Source organism: Methanococcoides methylutens (assembly GCF_000765475.1).
Classification (GTDB): domain Archaea; phylum Halobacteriota; class Methanosarcinia; order Methanosarcinales; family Methanosarcinaceae; genus Methanococcoides; species Methanococcoides methylutens.
In genome coordinates this window covers 81568-99451 of the sequence record NZ_JRHO01000013.1, presented here as the reverse complement: position 1 = coordinate 99451, position 17884 = coordinate 81568, and the positions used below count along the sequence as shown (strand labels likewise).

Sequence of the window (17884 nt, the reverse complement as noted above, 5' to 3'; positions counted from 1 at the left end):
TGTGGGTTCCGGCAGTTTTTAACCCCTGAGGCATTTCTGGCAACCTCAAGACAGGTTTCAAGGGATATACTGTGATCGGGGTCAAGAAATAACTGTATAAGAGAAAAATAATTATTAAAAAAAGAGATAATCAAAAAAAAAGAACTTAAGGAATGGATCATTGGAAGATTGCTTTCCAAATATCCATCCTATTCACATTTTCAGCTATTCCGGTATAGCGATGATCTCATTGCTTCCTTAGTCTATATGCGATCGATAGCAAACCAATGATCGCAAATATAGCTTCAAATCCTGGTGTTCTCTTTTCTTCGGCTGGGGCTGAAGCCTCTATAATTTCTTGCAGGTCTTCGTGCATTAGAAGAGAAACACCCAAAAATGCGGGATCATCAGAGTAGTAGGCGTATAGACTGTTCAACAGTTCATTGACTTCTGCATCATCAGATCCTTCGCTCACGACAACTGTGATAAGAGCATATTCTCCACCCCCCCTTATCTCTCCCATTTTTGAAGCAACAGAATCCTCTATTTCTTCAGCTGTCAGCTCGATTTGATCCATGTCATGGGTCATTAGGACAAAGAGATCAACATTGGATGTAATGTTCTCTATAGCTGATCTGTCATAAGCTGCCGGGATTCCTGCAACCAATAATATCTTTCCAGCTGTTTTTTCATGGATGACTTCCAGAAGCTGTTCATTTTCCTGACACACCTGTTCCAGTTCAGCAGGATCGCAGGTTTTCAGGCTTATGTATATGCCATCAAATCCTGCAAGTGATTTCGTGTTGTAATCAAGGACTGCCTCGATCGCCTCAATTGAACTTTCATCAATTCCACCCACGAAATCCTTGTTTTCATCAAGGATCATTGCGTGGACGGTTATGTCATTTTCATGAGCAGACTTTATGAATCTTTCAGAGCTCCAGATATTATTGATGTCCGTTCTAAGGAACACTGTGTTTATGCCACTGTCCTTCAGATCGTTTATAACGGAAATCGATCTGTCATCAGAATAAGGTTCAAAGATAAAGATCGCTTGTTTTCCAGCCTCAGAGGCGGGCATATTAATATCTTTTAAAATCGGCTGAGGGACCTGCATCTCACTTTCCGGCAAGGGCTCTGGCTCTTGCGCAACGACCTCTCCGGGCAGGAAAACGGTTGGCTCCTGTGGCGTATATTTACGTACAAATGCATAATCCACAGCCATATATCCCATATTATTTATGGTGCTGGCTGTAGTTGAATGCAAGTATAATTTCAATTCATTGTCCGGGATATGGTCAATTATAGTTTCATCTTCATTCTCAATGTAATAGGAATAATCCATCCTTGTATCTCTTACTCCGTTCTTGAACCATGAAACGTTTTTGAAATCACCATCCTGATACCATGCAATACCTGATGTATACCATGTCCCCTCCGCAATACCAAGGTCTGTCAGGTCTCTTGATTTGAACTTATCGTCATCCCTGGTCAGAGTCCACGAAACCTTACTCTCATTGGCGAGTTCTGTACGAAGGATAATCCTATTTTCGCTTTCGTCTTGCGGATCACGAAGTCCCTGCTCCAGCACCGGACCTATTGGTTCGGATCCTGTGGTAACCTTCATTCTCTTGACAACGAACATTGAGTTTATCCCAAATGCATCCTTGGAAGTAATTTCCGAAAAATCCGTGGGGTGTTTTATTGGGTTTACCAAACTGAGGATCCCATTGCTAATCTCAATTTCTCCTCCAGCATTTGTATCTGATCTCCAGTTTGCAATGCCCAGGCGCGATTCGACAAAGTCATCAAAGAAATCGAACGTGGAAGCACCATTGCTAATGTCAGTTGCAGCTGGATTTCCATAATGCATTGTCACACCTGTCATTCCATTAGCGGGGATCGAAGGAACCTTGATCCATATAATAGCACTCTCTGATTCAGCATCCCACTCTTCGATCCAATGATACAATTGATTATCGTTTACGGAAAATCTGATATCTGACCCATCCGGGTTTGCTTTTGAGAAATCGAAATTTGAAGAATCCAGCAGAACCTGTATCTGGTAATTGCTTAAATCCTTACCAGAGTTCTCTTCTATTGTCATTTCTTCAGAGTGATTCCAGTCCCCTCCCCCTGTATTGGATAGAGCAAAGCCTGTACTTGTTATTCCGGTCAAAAGAATTATAGAAATTAGCAGAACTAAGATTATTTTTCTTTTCATACAACTCACCTATCTTATTTATTGTTCTGTCTTCATTTATATTATATGTGTTTATTCGAGTTCTGGTTGAAGCCAAGGTCAAAGAACCTCTTTCGAACAGTTCCCTGCTTTTAGCTATACTATGACCTATAACCTGACCGGATGGCCTGCTGCAGTTGTACGTGCCGGCACTTCACCGGAAGGACTGCCCATTGATGTGCAGGTGGTGGCTCGCCCATGGAGAGAAGATGTTGCTCTGGCTGTGATTCAATACATCGAGAAAGTCATGGGCGGGTGGCAACCTCCGCAGCTCTGAGAAGCATGCAGAGAACACTTGAGAGAAATGCTGAAAAAGTTCAAAACTGCAACTTTACTTTGTGTTTTCCCCATCCTGCAACCCTACTTTCCTACATAGTAAGCACTCACCGGGTTTCCGATTATATCAGGAGTGAAATAAAAAGGACTGGATATCCACATAGTCTTTTTTATTTTATTTATAATATTATATGGAATTATTAAAACTTTATTTTTCATAAGATCATCCTTATACCTATTAATTAACAAAAAAAAGCTAATAATAGCTTTAAACAAAGATTTAATTTTTAATAATATTTTAAAATTGATTATTCTAATTTATTTTCTAATTATAAGTTCAAAAAGCTAAATTTAAATTTTAAATCCTTATTTTTCTGATTTTATTTGTTTTTGAAAATAATGGGCTTATTATTACTAATTATAAGCGTAAAAACCTTATTATATCTGTTTTTAATAAAGCAAAGCTCCTATATATGTGTTATATCATTATTAAAACTAATTCTAGTTTTTAATTGATAAAATATTTTCTAAAAATGGAGCTTAAGGATTTTGAACTCTGTTATAATGGTAAAAAAAGCTATTCACTACAATGTGATACAGAACATTCTGCAATACTATGAATGTCCTGATACCTGTAAGGCAGAATGTTGCAGGAATGGACGGGTTCATATATTCGAAGCCGAGTTCAATCTTCTGAAAGAAAATGATCATGAAAGAACAAAGGATATTAGAAGTGATGTTCTTTATCCAGCTCTTTACATTATGAACAATCCATGTTCTTTTCTCAATCAGACTAACAGGTGTGACACCTATGAAAGAAGACCAACTGTTTGTGGTATGTACCCATTCAAAGTGAACAATTCAGGGACATCATTGGGATTACAACCATGTCCATTGGGTTTTATGATCATCAAAGACATATCATCATGGGCAACAGACACAATATCGAAAGCAGACATTACTGCTGCTGAAAAAGTTGAAAAACTGATGCAATGGGAGATAAGCCTTGAGTCTTATGCAATAGAGGCCTCAGAATTTCATTCCAGAGAGTCCCTGCAAGAAATGCAGATACCTTACGATGAACTTGAGATGCTATCCATGTTCCTGCTATCTAAAAATGCATTGAAGAAGGTCCCTGATATATCCGATGTACAGGAGAAACATTGTTCAATATAAGATGATCAATATTCCTTCCCCGATATTTTAGCATGAAAGATGCTTACAGGCAAGTCATCTAAGATCAAGAAACGTTCAGGTTCATTGTTGATCTTGCTGTTATGAACCTGATTGAGAAGGGAGCTGTGGATAATAAGGACTTTATCAGAACTGAGAGCTTTTCATTGAGGCTTAGACCAACAGGAGCAAGGAAGGTTACTGCTGAGTTCAACAATATGATGAACGGTAAGGTTGAGTACAGGAAAAAGAATAGTTCTTGGGGATCTATCCTGTTACTCAAGGCAAGGGAGTTAAGCCATCATCTTGTTGGGAAGAGGAAAGCTGTTGAGTTTATGAAACCTGTTTATGTGGCTGAAAGGCATGATACTGATCTGTTGAGGAAGAAGATCATTGATATGTCCTACACTGAATGGAAGGATATGGGTTTCTCTAAAGGTACTTTGCATTACATGAAGCAGAACGCTAAAGCTGATAAGCCTTTTACTCTCAATGCTCATGTAAGAGAAAGAGAAGAAATGTGGGAACAGAGTGTTAAAGTATTACATGAAGTTAAACTGAGCTATGTTGGTAATGGTAAGTAACAATTATTAAAAGTGATCTAAAATGACAACTCAAGATATTCAGATTAGAGAAGCAAAAGAATCCGATTTTGCTGCTGTAATGCAAGTAGAAAAAGAAGCCTTTGGCTATGAGAAGGAAGCAATTTTAGTATCTCAACTTCTTGAAGACAAAAGTGCAACACCAGTATTATCTTTACTGGCTTTCAACGAAGATGAAGCAGTCGGACATATTTTGTTTACAAAAGCAACTTTAGATGGAAAAGCATCTCCGTTAATTTATCTTCTTGCACCTCTGGCAATTAAACCACAACATCAAAAACAAGGAATCGGTGGAATGTTAATTAATGAAGGGTTGAAGAAATTGAAAGGGATTGGTGCTGAAATGGTATTTGTTCTCGGACATGAAAGTTATTATCCAAAGTACGGATTTAAGCAGGATGCCGGAAGTATGGGTTTTGCTGCACCTTATCCAATTCCTGAAGAGCATGCAGGTGCATGGATGGTCTATCATTTGAGTTCAGAATCTGTTGATGGAGTTAAGGGAAGAGTTGTATGTGCAGATGCTTTGAATAAACCAGAGCATTGGAGAGAGTGAAAGACTAATCCTATGATGAATGGGAAGGTTGAGTACAGGAAGAAGAATAGTTCATGGGGAACTGTCCTGTTGCTGAAGGCAAGGGAGTTAGCTCAATATCTTGTAGGTAAGAGGAAGACAATTGACTTCAGCAAGCCTGTTTATGTTGTTGAAAGGGATGATTCAGATGATATGAGGAAGAAGATCCTTGCCATGCCTTATGATGAATGGAAGAAAATGGGTTTCTCTAAAGGTACTTTACATTACATGAAACAGAATGCTGAAGCAGATAAACCGTTTAGTTTGAATGCACATGTGAAAGAGAGATTAGAGAGTTGGGGAGAGTGCTGTTAATGGATGCTAATACAGAAACATCAGATTATTGTCTTTCTATTATTTGATATGTTTCAATTTCCTCAAATGAAACGAATCCCAATTTCTTGTATATTTTCTCACCCATCAAAGAAGCATGCAAAACACAATATTCATTTTTGTTGGTTTTAGCTTCCATAATTAATTTTTCAGTAATCTTAGTTCCAATTCCCTGCCCTCTTCCTTTAGGAATAGTTCCGATCATATGAAACCCTGCAATATTATTAGAATCAAAAAAAACGATCCCACACCCGAGATATTCACCATTTTTTGTATAATTAAACATTCTTACCTTAGATGCGTCTTTACTTATTAAATAAATAATATCTCCATCGACCCTAGTACCAAATGCTTCTGAAGCCGTTTCAGCAAAACTAAAGGCGTTTTCTCTTGATCTAACTTGATGAATGTTTTCATCCATCTCAAAGGTTGCTTCTACCATTTTCAACTCCAGAGCCATATTCATCTGTCTGAAAAGCAATTCAACCTGAGAATGATTCTCTAAATCATTTGTTTTTGGAATCGTAATAATGTTTGGCAACAACTTTTTTTGACTCAGATCAATAATCTCTGAGATAATTTCTTTTTTAGGTGAAACCGAAAATACTCTATTAGGATAATCGGAATTAATTAGTGAAATTGAACTGTAATTTTTATTTTCATCTAATTTGTCCGTTTTTTCTCCAATATAAGTCCAAAATTCATATAGATTATTCAATATTTCGTCATTCATCTTAATTTTCATTTTTAGTTCACTGAATCTAATCTATAATTAATTTTTGGCAACCGAGAAAGGCTAATAAAATCAAGCGTTTTAGACTAAAAGCGTTGAATTTTTTTTGTTTACTAACTTTGAAATACTCAATTTTAAAGATAAAATGAAATTAACTAAAAATTTTAAAAGTTCGGTTTTTTACACTTACCTATATCCCCAACTTTCTATGCGAGAGGGAAGATTCGAACCTATTGTAAATCAAAAATTTCTAAGAGTGGTCTTTTTAGATATTCTATATAACAAAAAATAATTCATGAATCATGAATCAGACCACCAAAAAAGCAATCCAAGGTCCCTATTCTTCACTTATACAAAACACAATCAGCCCTGACATAGATAACCGAAACCCCATTTATAGAAAGCTTATCCCTCACAAGCCCTTCGAGTTCCTTTATCCTGTCACCAGCAAGTTCCGGATCATTGAACTCAAAGACAGTGACATCATCACATAGAGCCTTTACAGCCCCCGTAAGGTCAGGTGTAGACTGGCCACCCGTCATTGCTGCTGTCCTGTTGTCAAGTACCATAACCAGCACGTCACGTCCAGTCTCGACAGCATTTATCAGACCTACGATGCCGGAATGTGAAAGTCCGAAATCACCTATGACAGCAACGGACTTCTTATCGAAACCTATGGCTGTGGAAATAGCGGCACCGAGTGCAAAGCCTACATCAACGGCTTCAAGGGGTGCAGGGGCACTGCGTATGGAGCAGCCCATGTCGCCTGCTATCAGAATGTTCAGGTCGTGAAGCATTCTGTAGACCGGCAGGAAAAGACAGTCCTCGCACAAAGAACGGGAACCTCTTCCCTTGATAGTTTCAATGAAAGTATATTCAGTTACCTTATCTTTATCGAAGTTCTCGATTGCAAGAGCGATCTGCTCTTTTTCAATGCGACCATAGGGGAGATGTCCGGTCATCTTTCCCAACACGTTCCCACAGATACTGATGTGAGATTCGATGAAGGCTTCACTTTCCTCAACAACGAGAACCTTTTCATGGTCGGATATGAAATCCCTTAATTTCCTGAGAGGAAGCGGGCATACGACATTAAGTGAAAGATGTGAGACCTCAAGCTGTTTTTCGGACAATAGTTCATCCACGAGCAAAGAGGGATAGCCGGAAGAGATAATTCCGATCTTGCTTGTTTTACTGGCTTTAACGGATCGGGTCAGTGGACTGTTCTCTGCTTCATCCACAAGCAACGGCTGCACATTTATGTGAAAATGCTGGTGCTTGCCACGCATTGTCAGCTTCCAGATCGACCTGTCAAATGTGGCTTTTGCTTCGGTCCCTGTTTTAATATCATCCGATCTTGTAACAGTTCCAATGGTTTTTTCCAGACGGTCGGTTATCCTGACTATAACAGGTGTCTTTGTACTTTCAGAGAGCTCAAAAGCCCTGATAAGTGAACTGTATGTAGCATCCGGATTCGACGGGTCGAACACGGCGACCTCCGCCACCTCGCCATACCATCGCGAGTCCTGCTCATTCTGGGATGCCCTGACCCCCGGATCATCTCCTGCTACGATCACTACCCCGGCACCAATTGTGTGAGTAACAGCTGTAACAAGGGGGTCGGAAAGGACGTTCATACCCACGTGCTTTGTGAGCACAAGAGATCGTTTGCCTGAGACCGAAGCACCCAGTGCTGCCTCCAGGGCAACCTTCTCATTCGTCATCCAGAGCGTGGGAATGTCAGATGCGAGGTTCTTCTCAAAATAGTTCATTACGGCAGTGACAGGAAATCCGGCAACTCCCGTGACCAGCTCCACTTTGCTGTCGATCAATGCAAAATAGAGTGCTTCAAGCCCTGTGATCTCTGAAATTCCGATCTCACTGCCAGTTTGGTTCATAACTTTTCTTCCAGGTCTACCGATTCGTCAGGTCGTGCGAACCATGCCAGTGATGCAAGAGCACCGATGACACCGTTGCCATCAAGCCAGATATCAACGCCGTTCTTCTCCGCATGTTCCATGGCGATATCCTTAGTAAGCTCCCCACTGCGGCACATGGTGCTGTATTCCTCCATCTTAGAGGCTTCAAAGGATGATAGTACGACCATTCCAGTCTCATCGGAAACACTGTATTTGAGAAGTGCAGCCTTCAGGTCTTCCAGAAGCTCCTGCTTTGCTTCCTTGCTGACACAACCAAACTCCAGCACAGTGGAAACACAGTTCTGCGTCTTTGCTGATACCGGGAAAAGCTGTACAAGTGAATGTGAAAGATAGACGGATTCGTTGCAGTTCAGCGCCGTTGCAATGTTGTGTGTCATTGACCATGTGGCACCCTCTTCCTTGGTGTCGGTATCATCTATGCCAATAAGGACACGCTCACGCCTTGGAACCACGATGGTGCCTTTGGCAGCTTTTCCGCCACCGGATTCACTAACGTCGTAGCGCAATACTCCCTGTGCAAATGCCCTGCATTTAGTAGCACCAACGCCACCACCACCAAGACCTGCATAGGTTATTGATACTTCATCACCTTCGACCACAACGGACTCGATTCCTGCAGCAGCCACAGATGGCTGAAGTGTAAGGTCACATACTCCGGTGTCCACAAGATAGCGGGTCATGTTCCCCACAGCACGTGCCTGCTGTATCAGGGGTGACCTTGCATAATGAAAACGTGACCATGCAGCCCCACTATAGCAATTGGTATGCTCAATTATCTCTGCGTTCTTATTATCCTCATCGCAGACTACATATATGCCCCTGTAAGGGATTGTGTAGGGGTCTGTTAGTTCTACTTCTGTCATCTGAATTGATAATTACAGGTGATGGTTTAAAAGTTTTGTTAAAAGGGTGCTTTGTTCGGGAAATAAAGTAGTTATTGGACAACAACATGAATTTTTGGACGAAATCATTATTATTCGGTCAAAAAGTAAAAAAGCCAATTCCCCTCACTTTAATTCCCATCCTCACAACAGTCTTTCAATTAACCCAGTTGTATTTCATTCACTTCTCATAAACACAAATGCAATTCCCAACATGATTAAGGTCAGCGAGGGACTAATAAATGGCATCTCGGCAATTTCCCTATCGTGATCTAGTTGATAACGGTGTTATTATCAAAAAAACAATTGCTATTGCAAGATAAAATCTGATGCATCATTTCATTTGGATCTATCCCCACATCCAACATTGATAATATATTTCAATGATATCATATATCAGAACATCGTATAAATGTATTAACTGTAAGGATGTGGATTTTGCTCAAAAACTAATTTCATCTAAAAATTATCGAAATCTGACATTTCACATAGAATTATCTAAAGAAACTGTAAAGAATATTCCCTATTTTTAGCGATTTAACCATATTTTTATAGATGTTATGCATTCTACCCCATACCTTTTGGAGTGGAACTATGAATACACAAAAATTAACAGTTATTTTACTAATATCATTTCTCCTACTCTTTTCTGCGGGATGTATTGGTGAAGAACTTACAGCCGAGCAGATAGCTGAGGAATACAAACAAAAGCAAGCAAGCGTTGAGGACTATTCTGCTACTATTAACACGACGGCATATTTGGGTGAGCAGGAAATCACATCCATTTCTTCAATTTCCCAAAAGATGCCCGATAAGATGAAAACTACTATAATAAAAGCCGAACAGGGTGAAGGCATGGTTATGGTTTCCAACGGGAAAACAATGTGGACATATAATCCAGATCAGAATTCTGTGATGGTTATGGAGATGGATCCCGAAAATACTTTTGATGCCAGCCAGATGGAATATAATAGTCTAATACAGGATCTTCTGGATGATAGTGATCTTACATTCGATGGAATGGACAATGTTGCTGGCAGAAGCAGTTATGTAATATTTGCAAGACCAAATGATAACACAACATCTACCTTTGTCGTTGATACGAAAGCATGGATCGATAAGGAAACATGGATGCCCCTTAAATTTGAGATCTATGATGAAGAAGGAAATCTCCTGATCGTTACCGAATACAGAGATTTTGAGTTAAACACAGGCATTCCTGATTCAGAATTCGAATTCGAGATACCTGAAGAAGCTGAAGTTATCAATTTCGATGAAACTGATATGGTTCCTGAGGAAATGACTCTTGAAGAAGCACAGGAGCTATCTGAGTGCGATATATTGATACCTTCGTACCTTCCTGAGGGGTATGAGTTTGAAAGTGCAATGGTCAGCAATCAATCAAGATATTATAATGGAATACAGGAGATCATTACCATACTCTATAAGAAAGATGTGCCATACCTCACCATCCATGAAACCTTCTATGACGAAGAACCCCTTGAACCGATGACAACAAATAGCGAGATCGTTGATATTAATGGCCACGAAGGACACCTTAATTTTCTGGGCCATGATGAATATTTTGCTACCCTTTCATGGAATGCAGGAAAAGCAACCATTACTATAACCAGCACATTAGGACGTGAAGAAACAATAAAGGTCGCGAAATCAATGGAATGAGGAGCTCAACTCCTCATATTCTATTTTTGGATAAATATCCATTGATAGAAGAGCTGGAGGAAGCTGAAAGCCATAAGTAAATCAGTAACAGCCATAGTACTCATAGAAATGTTGCTTATTGGAATGGCATTCTTGTCCGTACTTAAAAAGCAAAAACGATTGAACCAAACAACTTCTTTTTTCGGTCAACAACACGAATTTTCGGACAGAATCATGAATATTCGGACAAAGAATTGACAGTTGAAAGTGCATGAAATTAGGTGAAAAACTAAAAGGTGTAAAAAGATGAGTAGAAATATTATTTTGTATATTGCAATGAGTCTGGATGGTTACATCGCACGAAAGAACGGAGATGTTGATTGGCTGGAAGGTGATGGCTCTGAACCTGATGCGAATATTGGTTATGATGAATTCTATGGAACTATTGATACATTGATCATGGGTCGGAAGACATACGACCAGATACTTACTTTCGGAGAATATCCGTACAAGGGGACCAGAGGATATGTTTACACATCAGAAAAAAGGGACAAAAATGAAGATGTTGAATTCACTGATGAAAATGCCGAAGATCTCATTGGAAAACTAAAACGAGAGACCGGAAAAGATGTCTGGTTAATAGGCGGCGCAGGACTCATTGATGCTTTCATAAAGAAAGAACTGATCGATGAATACTTCATTTCTGTTATCCCCTGTATCCTGGGAGAAGGTATCTCTCTTTTCAAAGACAACAATCCTGAGATCAAGCTGAAATTGTTAAAGAATGAAACTGTGAATGGAATTGCAATGCTCCATTATACAAAAAGATAAGCGATATTCATATGGATCAGTTCATTGAAATTAAGGGGACAAAATAAATAAAACAAATCAGAGATACATCATATATTTATGAATAGTACATATAATTAAATATTGAATGATGGATTTAGCAACAATGGAACTTAAACTTTCTACGGAAAAAAGAACAGAATATACAGATAGAATTAAAGATGTTATCAAAGATCCATCTTATTCCATATTTGTTATCCTGGGATTTCCATTCATACTTGCATTGATAGGAGGACTGTTCGACCCATTTTCTATGTTCGTTATACTGGTTGGACCAATTATTACATTGGCTTGCTATGCCTACTACACAGGAAACAAACTGTCTTCTGCAATGTTAGGACTAGTGGTAATTCCACTTATGTTCTTTTATGCCGGACCCATCGGTGCAATTGTTGATTTCCAACTCTCACGACTTGACAGGTATTTTGAATGGACATACATATTTGATATTATTGATGATTTCTGGAAGTATTCGCTTGCCCATTCACTAATAGGCTTCCTAATTGCATTCCGAAAAATACCATACCTGTTACTTGCATTGCTTATCTTTGTGCTACAGCTTATGGAACTTCTCAGCCACGTCGATTGAAAATAGTACCGATATCCCCTTATATTTGATTAAATACTGATTGACGAAATATCAACTGATAAAACCTTCTTCCTTCAAACTGACATACCTGCCATCCCCGATTATCACGTGGTCAAGCACATTGATCCCGAGGATCTTCCCGCCCTCCACAAGCTTTTCAGTAACAGCAATATCCTCCCTGCTTGGTGAAGGATCTCCAGATGGGTGGTTATGGGTCAATATAACAGATGCTGATGATTCCATCAGTGCCGACTTGAACACCTCGCGCGGGTGGACGATATTTGCATTCAAGCTGCCTACGGATACGACCTCTTCCCGAAGGATCTGGTTCTTGGTGTCAAGGTAGAGAGCAGTGAGAATTTCCTTTTTGAGCTCCCTGTGTTTTGGATAAAGGAGTGAATAGACATCACCGGCTGATCGTATCTTCCGTTTGGGATCATCCATGAAGACCTCCAGCTTTCTTGCAAGTTCAAAGACAGCAGCTATCTGAGTGGCCTTTGCAGGCCCGATACCACGCATCTTTGTTAACTGGCTGATGTTTGCCTGGCTGAGCTGCTTCAGGTTGTATTCAGAAAGTATGCGTGCACACATGTTCAGGACGTTCTCATCCTTTGAACCTGTGCGAAGGATAATTGACAGTAGTTCTGCATTGGAAAGTGAACCGGGGCCATGCTTTAACAGGCGTTCCCTGGGACGTTCCTCTTCAGGCATATCATGTATCCGCACTTTGTTGTCAGGCATATGGAGGTATAATATAGAAGATTAATATAAAGCATCCGAAATTTAAGTATCCATATTATATTTTTATGAGGAACTATATAATGACATGATCTTATTAAAAAATATTTTCAGTCCTGAAAAGAAAGTATAGAAAAAGTTTCTGTGCAAGAAAGTAAAGAAATCAAGTGAAATAAGTGAAGTTCAAGACGTTAACACACAATCTTGACAAGTATGTTAAGATTGTATGTTTGGTATGGTTGAGTATTTCTACAAAGACACTTTTAGTAGTAGTTTATAAATAATAATAACTATATTTTTATATAGCTTTTAATCGGTGGTAGATATGAGCTTAAACTATACAAATTTGAAAATATGTAGGGTATTGATAATTCTAACTCTTTCTATAACGCTTTTTACTTCGATGATATTGGTTGCCTCGGCAGCTACAACTTATGAATTTCAGGATCCTCACGGGGAATATACTTTCAAATTCACCTTTCCAAATGGGGATGTAGTAGGTTGTGACCCTGTGTATCATGTTGATGGCAGGGGTGATTATGTCAAACTTTCAGTTGATAGCACTCCGGAAAATAAGCAGTCGGGTGTTTATACTATAATTGAAGTTGAAGGAGTAGATACTAAAGGATGGTCACTCCTCAAACGAAGCTACCCTATAAAGAGAACATATAATTCAACTAATGAATTCATGTTGTCCTATATCTTAGACTCAGATTATGATAACCTTAAATACGCTACTAGCAATTTTTATTCCGTACAAGTGTCGAGTAGACAGTCTCGAGATCTTAGATATCTAACTTTCTTTTTAATGGCTGTAGAAGATGATGAAGATGATTTCTTTATTGTTCCGGCATATGAAGAGATCGAATGTGGCGAAACAATTGATTTCACTCTGAAAAAAGAGAGAAATGGCATCTATTCAGACGTAGATGATAGTGATGTCGAATGGATTGTTAGACAATCCCGATCACTTAGTGATTTTAGAAGTGTAACTATAGGAACAATAGATAATGCAGGCCTTTTAAACTCCAATGGTGGTGTTTTTACTTCCGAAGAGATCGGTACCTGCTCTGTTTTTGCCAGAATGGGTGGGGAAATAAAAGCCGAAGCTGAAGTAAATGTAATATGTCCTTGTGACGAGGAAGCAGATATTGAGGAAGTTATTCGCCTCTACCAGCTTCGCATTTCTGAAGGCCCATATCACAGGGATCTTAAAGCAGGAAAAGTATGGTCAAGTTTCATAGGTCTTCAACCGGGTACCGCTACAAACCTTTATGCTAACTTAAATGATGAATATGGAGAATTTACCTGTGGATCATATCAAGATAAAGTATTGAGATTTCTGAGTAAAATGCAGTCAAATCCCGAAGAATGTCATCTTTTGAACGGATATGATTTCGGGCCCATAGAAGGATCATACAGTGCACACCATGCAACCGTTGTATATCCCAAAGGAACTGACTGGAAAAAGACCGGGATAGTCTTTGATCCATGGCCTCAACAGAAACCGGAGGTAATGTCCATTAGCGAATGGGAAAAAACCTTCTCACCGATCGCGGGTGACACTTCTCCAGGATCCAGACATAAATATAATACTACAAAAGACCCAAATGATTACCAATATGCTGCATGGACCGCAGCCGGTGACCTGGCTCAGGAAACAAGTGACCTGATTGGGGATGTAGGTGCATTAGTGGGCTTTGGCCAATGTCCGGTAAACATTTTGATCACTGACAGTAATGGTCGTCAGATGGGTGCTATTGATGATAGCAACATGGTTTTTGATATTCCGGATGCTTTCATTACGAGGATGGGCGATGGAGAAGGAGGCTATTCATGGTATTTCATTCTCCCGAATACAGGTGAATATGATGTTGACATTACAGCATTTGATGATGGTGAGTTTGAGTTCTTCGTCATGAACACCAATACAGAACAACTGCAAAATTATGGGGAGCGAATCATAAAGAATGGTGAGGTCGCAGAGGTTGAACTGAGCTCACAGTATCCGACAACACCTATGACGCTACCTGATGGCTCTAAAGTTATTCCGACCCTGGAAGAACCTGTAATTCCAGAGAGCACTGTGCCGACCGAAGAAAAAGGACTTCCGGGTTTTGAACTCTGGATGACTACCTTTGTAATTTTCGTAGTTATGCTGTTCAGAAGGTCATAAGTTCAGAAGTTTGGATGTAGTAAGTGGCATTTTCTTTTTTCTAAGCCACTAACCTTCTTTTCTTTTTTAATCTTTTTTGATATGATTTTTGATTTTTATCTTTTTCATTTAACAGAGAATAGGGCATTACTATCGCTACCAGTGGCATCAACCACATGTTTTCGTAACCTGCATTTTCTGACGCTCTCCCTATAAGACTAAGAGTGCTGTTGATCGTTGGAAAAATAACTTCAACGAAGTTAGGTATTGTACACCAATACACAATCCAACGTGCTTATATACTGAGCTGAAAATACAGAAAGACCATGAAAGTCATCTCAGTAATAGGCTACAAGAACACAGGAAAGACTACCCTTGTTACAAGACTTGTGCAGGAACTTTCAAAGCTTGGTCGTGTGGGAACGGCCAAAATGATGCTTGACCATCGTCTTGATGATCCGAAAACTGACACAGGCAAACATTTCGATGCCGGTGCTGACATGGTCACTGCAGTCACCAACAGCGAACTTGTTTCCATCCAGCGTGATCCATCTATTGAAAAGGCAATCGATGCTCTTGCAGACGCAGGAATGGACTTTGCTGTGGTCGAAGGTGCAAAGGACAGCACTATCGCAAAAATATTACTGGGAGATATAGATGAGGATGTTCAGAATGTGGTTGCAAGGCTTCCTGCAAGGTCTGAATGGAACCTTGGAGAGCTTGTAGACGTCATCAGGGAACAGCCTGACCATGTGACACTGGACCTGCTTCTCAAGCAGATCAAAGAGACTCCTGGAATAGAGAAGGTAGGCGGTATAGGAAGCTTTACCGGGATCGTCCGTGTGGACAATGAGGACTTCAGGACCAGCCAGCTCGAGTTCGAGAGTTATAAAACAGCGGCGGATACAAGCATTCAGAAGATCCGTGAAGAGATCATGCAGCAGGAAGGTATCATTGATGTGCTGATCCATCACAAGGTCGGCACTATTAAGCCTCTGGAGGATATCGTGTACATTGTAGTGGCAGCAGGCCACAGGCAGCAGCTATTCCCGGCGCTTGCAGAGACTCTTGAAAGAGTTAAATCAGAAGTACCTATCTGGAAGAAAGAGATCACTGTTGATGGTAACTTCTGGGTACACGACCATGCCTGAACTGTCTTTCAGTTCAGCGCATCCAACCTTATTTTACATGTAAATTAATTATAATTCTCCTTTTAATTGACCTTTTACTACTTATACAACTTCACCACACGTCAGCTTCCGTATACTTATGGACATTGATGCAACTATATGTTCAGTAACTTCCAGAATATACTTAGTTCAGACGAAACATTAATGTATGCTCCATGTTAACGCTTGACATGATTTATACAATTTATAAAAAAACGTGGTGATAATTATGTTAGGAATAGATGACCCGCAGATCTGGCTCGCCTACGTGCTTTGCATTGTAAGCGCTCTTGGTTGTATGGTTTATGGCCTTTTGAAATGGAATGAAGAAGAGGAGGATGACATCTAATGGCAGTCAGTACCCCTCTGCTTGGAGTTATTGTACTTGTATATCTGATGATAATCTTCTACCTGGGATTATTAGGATACAAGAAAACAAAACAGATCGATGACTACATGGTCGCCGGAAGAACGATCCATCCTTATATTCTTGCACTTTCCTATGGTGCGACATTTATCAGTACATCTGCGATCGTCGGTTTTGGCGGTGCTGCAGGTGCTCTTGGCATGGGTCTGCTCTGGCTTGCAGTGATGAACATCATTGTCGGTATCTTCATCGCTTTTGTCATATTTGGAAAAAGAACAAGAAGCATTGGTGCCCGTCTGAATGCTGTCACATTCCCGGAATTGCTTGGGAAGCGTTTCCAGTCCCGGTTCATCCAGGGATTCTCCGGAGCCCTCATCGGCGTGTTCATGCCCCTTTATGCAGGTATCGTCCTGATCGGCGGAGCACGTTTTGTTGAGACCACACTTGGAGTGAACTACGATATTGCAGTTCTTATCCTTACGATCATAGTAGCAGCTTATGTAATTACAGGCGGACTTATTGCTGTAATGTATACCGATGCATTGCAGGGTGCTTTCATGTTCGTCGGTATGATAATCCTGCTTGCACTGACATATGTCAAACTCGGAGGTGTCAGTGCAGCACACGAAGCACTTTCAGGCATGTCAAATCTTGTTCCTGAATCCCTTGCTGCGGGAGGACATCTTGGATGGACAGTGATGCCGGCTTTCGGTACGCCCATCTGGTGGACACTGATTTCAACCCTCGTTCTTGGAGTAGGGATCGGCGTACTGGCACAGCCTCAGCTTGCTGTCAGGTTCATGACAGTTGAGAACGACAAGGCACTAAATCGTGCTGTCTTCGTAGGAGGACCATTCATCCTGATGATGACCGGTGTGGCCTTTACCGTAGGAGCCCTCTCAAATGTCTATTTCCAGAAAACACAGGGACTTATTGCAGTAGCAGCAGCAAAAGGGAACACTGACCTCATTATGCCGGAATATATCAATGGTGCAATGCCGGAATTGTTCGTTGTCCTCTTCATGCTAACACTACTTGCAGCTGCAATGTCTACGCTGAGCTCACAGTTCCACACAATGGGAACCGCCATAGGACATGACCTCTACCGCGAATACATCAAGAAAGGAGAGATCGGAAATACGGTGAACATCACAAGACTTGGTATTGCAGTGACCATCCTTGCAAGTGTCATCCTGGCATACATACTTCCAATAAGTATCATTGCAAGAGCAACAGCGATCTTCTTCGGGTTGTGTGCAGCAGCATTCCTTCCAATGTACATAGGCGCATTGTTCTGGAAGAGGATGACAAAAGAAGGCGCTATCGCAAGTATGCTTGTAGGTACTGTAAGCAGCCTTTTCTGGCTTACGTTCGTCCATGCAAAGGAAGCAGTTCCTCTCGGCATATCAAAAGCGATCTTCGGAATGGACACATTGCTCACAGGAACATGGACAGTCGTTGACCCTATCCTTGTAGCGACCCCCCTTGCAATGGTTGTTGCAGTGGTTGTCAGCCTTGCCACAAAGCCTCCATCGAAGGAACACCTTGATGCTTGTTACAGCAATCAGAAATGAGAGTAACTCGCTGATCAAAACATTAAGAAAATGTGTGGACAGATCATA

16 protein-coding genes and 2 pseudogenes are annotated in these 17884 nt (G+C 40.5%); 13 read left to right on the top strand and 5 right to left on the bottom strand.

The features are described from left to right. Window positions 1–226 precede the first annotated feature (226 nt). Window positions 227–2203 (bottom strand): DUF2341 domain-containing protein, encoded by a 1977-nt coding sequence (locus tag LI82_RS06660; protein WP_048194395.1) that lies wholly within the window; start codon window positions 2201–2203, stop codon window positions 227–229. A gap of 121 nt (window positions 2204–2324) precedes the next feature. On the opposite strand from LI82_RS06660, the gene LI82_RS13670 reads away from it, so the two are divergent. The 5 genes and pseudogenes from LI82_RS13670 to LI82_RS06640 all read left to right on the top strand — a co-directional run bounded on the left by LI82_RS13670 (window position 2325) and on the right by LI82_RS06640 (window position 5161). Next, window positions 2325–2498 carry an amidase family protein gene (locus LI82_RS13670; protein WP_135607299.1) on the top strand — a complete coding sequence of 58 codons (174 nt, stop codon included), beginning with the start codon at window positions 2325–2327 and terminating at the stop codon, window positions 2496–2498. Window positions 2499–3046: 548 nt separating this feature from the next. Continuing rightward, window positions 3047–3673 (top strand): YkgJ family cysteine cluster protein, encoded by a 627-nt coding sequence (locus LI82_RS06655; RefSeq protein ID WP_081955766.1) that lies wholly within the window; start codon window positions 3047–3049, stop codon window positions 3671–3673. A gap of 80 nt (window positions 3674–3753) precedes the next feature. Next, window positions 3754–4254, top strand: a pseudogene (locus LI82_RS06650) (CRISPR-associated endonuclease Cas1); the annotation flags it as partial. Window positions 4255–4276: 22 nt separating this feature from the next. Next, complete coding sequence (locus LI82_RS06645) at window positions 4277–4828, top strand: GNAT family N-acetyltransferase (RefSeq protein WP_048194391.1); 552 nt, start codon at window positions 4277–4279, stop codon at window positions 4826–4828. 12 nt (window positions 4829–4840) lie between these two features. After that, window positions 4841–5161 (top strand): hypothetical protein, encoded by a 321-nt coding sequence (locus LI82_RS06640; RefSeq protein ID WP_048194389.1) that lies wholly within the window; start codon window positions 4841–4843, stop codon window positions 5159–5161. 25 nt (window positions 5162–5186) lie between these two features. On the opposite strand, the gene LI82_RS06635 is transcribed toward LI82_RS06640, so the two are convergent. The 3 genes from LI82_RS06635 to mmp11 form a co-directional block, all read right to left on the bottom strand. After that, a complete protein-coding gene (locus LI82_RS06635) occupies window positions 5187–5924 on the bottom strand; it encodes a GNAT family N-acetyltransferase (protein WP_048194388.1) in 738 nt (245 codons plus the stop codon). A gap of 332 nt (window positions 5925–6256) precedes the next feature. Further along, window positions 6257–7810, bottom strand: a complete 1554-nt coding sequence (locus LI82_RS06630; RefSeq protein WP_048194387.1) for a thiamine pyrophosphate-dependent enzyme — start codon at window positions 7808–7810, stop codon at window positions 6257–6259. Beyond that, complete coding sequence (mmp11, locus tag LI82_RS06625) at window positions 7807–8715, bottom strand: methanogenesis marker protein 11 (protein WP_048194386.1); 909 nt, start codon at window positions 8713–8715, stop codon at window positions 7807–7809. The genes LI82_RS06630 and mmp11 overlap by 4 nt, the downstream gene beginning before the upstream one ends. Window positions 8716–9327: 612 nt before the next feature. Between mmp11 and LI82_RS06620 the strand changes: the two genes are divergently transcribed. From LI82_RS06620 to LI82_RS06610, 3 genes are all read left to right on the top strand, one after another. Next, on the top strand, window positions 9328–10416 hold the full coding sequence (locus LI82_RS06620) for an outer membrane lipoprotein-sorting protein (RefSeq protein WP_048194385.1): 1089 nt from the start codon (window positions 9328–9330) through the stop codon (window positions 10414–10416). A 285-nt stretch (window positions 10417–10701) separates the two neighbouring features. After that, window positions 10702–11226, top strand: coding sequence for a dihydrofolate reductase family protein (locus tag LI82_RS06615; protein ID WP_048194383.1), 525 nt, complete (start codon window positions 10702–10704; stop codon window positions 11224–11226). A 124-nt stretch (window positions 11227–11350) separates the two neighbouring features. Continuing rightward, complete coding sequence (locus LI82_RS06610) at window positions 11351–11833, top strand: hypothetical protein (protein WP_048194381.1); 483 nt, start codon at window positions 11351–11353, stop codon at window positions 11831–11833. A gap of 51 nt (window positions 11834–11884) precedes the next feature. Here the strand turns inward: LI82_RS06610 and radC are convergent, their stop codons facing one another. Continuing rightward, window positions 11885–12574 carry a RadC family protein gene (gene radC, locus LI82_RS06605; RefSeq protein ID WP_048194379.1) on the bottom strand — a complete coding sequence of 230 codons (690 nt, stop codon included), beginning with the start codon at window positions 12572–12574 and terminating at the stop codon, window positions 11885–11887. Between the two features lie 101 nt (window positions 12575–12675). On the opposite strand from radC, the pseudogene LI82_RS12740 reads away from it, so the two are divergent. From LI82_RS12740 to LI82_RS06590, 5 genes and pseudogenes are all read left to right on the top strand, one after another. Beyond that, window positions 12676–12855: pseudogene (locus LI82_RS12740) on the top strand (IS5 family transposase); the annotation flags it as partial. Between the two features lie 119 nt (window positions 12856–12974). Continuing rightward, window positions 12975–14747 carry a hypothetical protein gene (locus LI82_RS06600; protein WP_135607300.1) on the top strand — a complete coding sequence of 591 codons (1773 nt, stop codon included), beginning with the start codon at window positions 12975–12977 and terminating at the stop codon, window positions 14745–14747. Window positions 14748–15052: 305 nt separating this feature from the next. Continuing rightward, on the top strand, window positions 15053–15877 hold the full coding sequence (locus tag LI82_RS06595; RefSeq protein ID WP_048194374.1) for a molybdopterin synthase: 825 nt from the start codon (window positions 15053–15055) through the stop codon (window positions 15875–15877). A gap of 247 nt (window positions 15878–16124) precedes the next feature. After that, window positions 16125–16244 carry a symporter small accessory protein gene (locus LI82_RS13630; protein WP_330217374.1) on the top strand — a complete coding sequence of 40 codons (120 nt, stop codon included), beginning with the start codon at window positions 16125–16127 and terminating at the stop codon, window positions 16242–16244. After that, entirely contained in the window at window positions 16244–17836 is a 1593-nt protein-coding gene (locus LI82_RS06590; protein ID WP_048194372.1) for a sodium:solute symporter family protein, read from the top strand. The genes LI82_RS13630 and LI82_RS06590 overlap by 1 nt, the downstream gene beginning before the upstream one ends. Window positions 17837–17884: the final 48 nt, after the last annotated feature.

Excerpts from the sequence above, each read along its gene's own strand:
- LI82_RS06660 (WP_048194395.1), bottom strand. The coding sequence starts at position 2,203 with ATGAAAAGAAAAATAATCTTAGTTCTGCTAATTTCTATAATTCTTTTG.
- LI82_RS13670 (WP_135607299.1), top strand. The coding sequence starts at position 2,325 with ATGACCTATAACCTGACCGGATGGCCTGCTGCAGTTGTACGTGCCGGC.
- LI82_RS06645 (WP_048194391.1), top strand. The coding sequence starts at position 4,277 with ATGACAACTCAAGATATTCAGATTAGAGAAGCAAAAGAATCCGATTTT.
- LI82_RS06640 (WP_048194389.1), top strand. The coding sequence starts at position 4,841 with ATGATGAATGGGAAGGTTGAGTACAGGAAGAAGAATAGTTCATGGGGA.
- LI82_RS06635 (WP_048194388.1), bottom strand. The coding sequence starts at position 5,924 with ATGAAAATTAAGATGAATGACGAAATATTGAATAATCTATATGAATTT.
- LI82_RS06630 (WP_048194387.1), bottom strand. The coding sequence starts at position 7,810 with ATGAACCAAACTGGCAGTGAGATCGGAATTTCAGAGATCACAGGGCTT.
- mmp11 (WP_048194386.1), bottom strand. The coding sequence starts at position 8,715 with ATGACAGAAGTAGAACTAACAGACCCCTACACAATCCCTTACAGGGGC.
- LI82_RS06620 (WP_048194385.1), top strand. The coding sequence starts at position 9,328 with ATGAATACACAAAAATTAACAGTTATTTTACTAATATCATTTCTCCTA.
- LI82_RS06615 (WP_048194383.1), top strand. The coding sequence starts at position 10,702 with ATGAGTAGAAATATTATTTTGTATATTGCAATGAGTCTGGATGGTTAC.
- LI82_RS06610 (WP_048194381.1), top strand. The coding sequence starts at position 11,351 with ATGGAACTTAAACTTTCTACGGAAAAAAGAACAGAATATACAGATAGA.
- radC (WP_048194379.1), bottom strand. The coding sequence starts at position 12,574 with ATGCCTGACAACAAAGTGCGGATACATGATATGCCTGAAGAGGAACGT.
- LI82_RS06600 (WP_135607300.1), top strand. The coding sequence starts at position 12,975 with ATGATATTGGTTGCCTCGGCAGCTACAACTTATGAATTTCAGGATCCT.
- LI82_RS06595 (WP_048194374.1), top strand. The coding sequence starts at position 15,053 with ATGAAAGTCATCTCAGTAATAGGCTACAAGAACACAGGAAAGACTACC.
- LI82_RS13630 (WP_330217374.1), top strand. The coding sequence starts at position 16,125 with ATGTTAGGAATAGATGACCCGCAGATCTGGCTCGCCTACGTGCTTTGC.
- LI82_RS06590 (WP_048194372.1), top strand. The coding sequence starts at position 16,244 with ATGGCAGTCAGTACCCCTCTGCTTGGAGTTATTGTACTTGTATATCTG.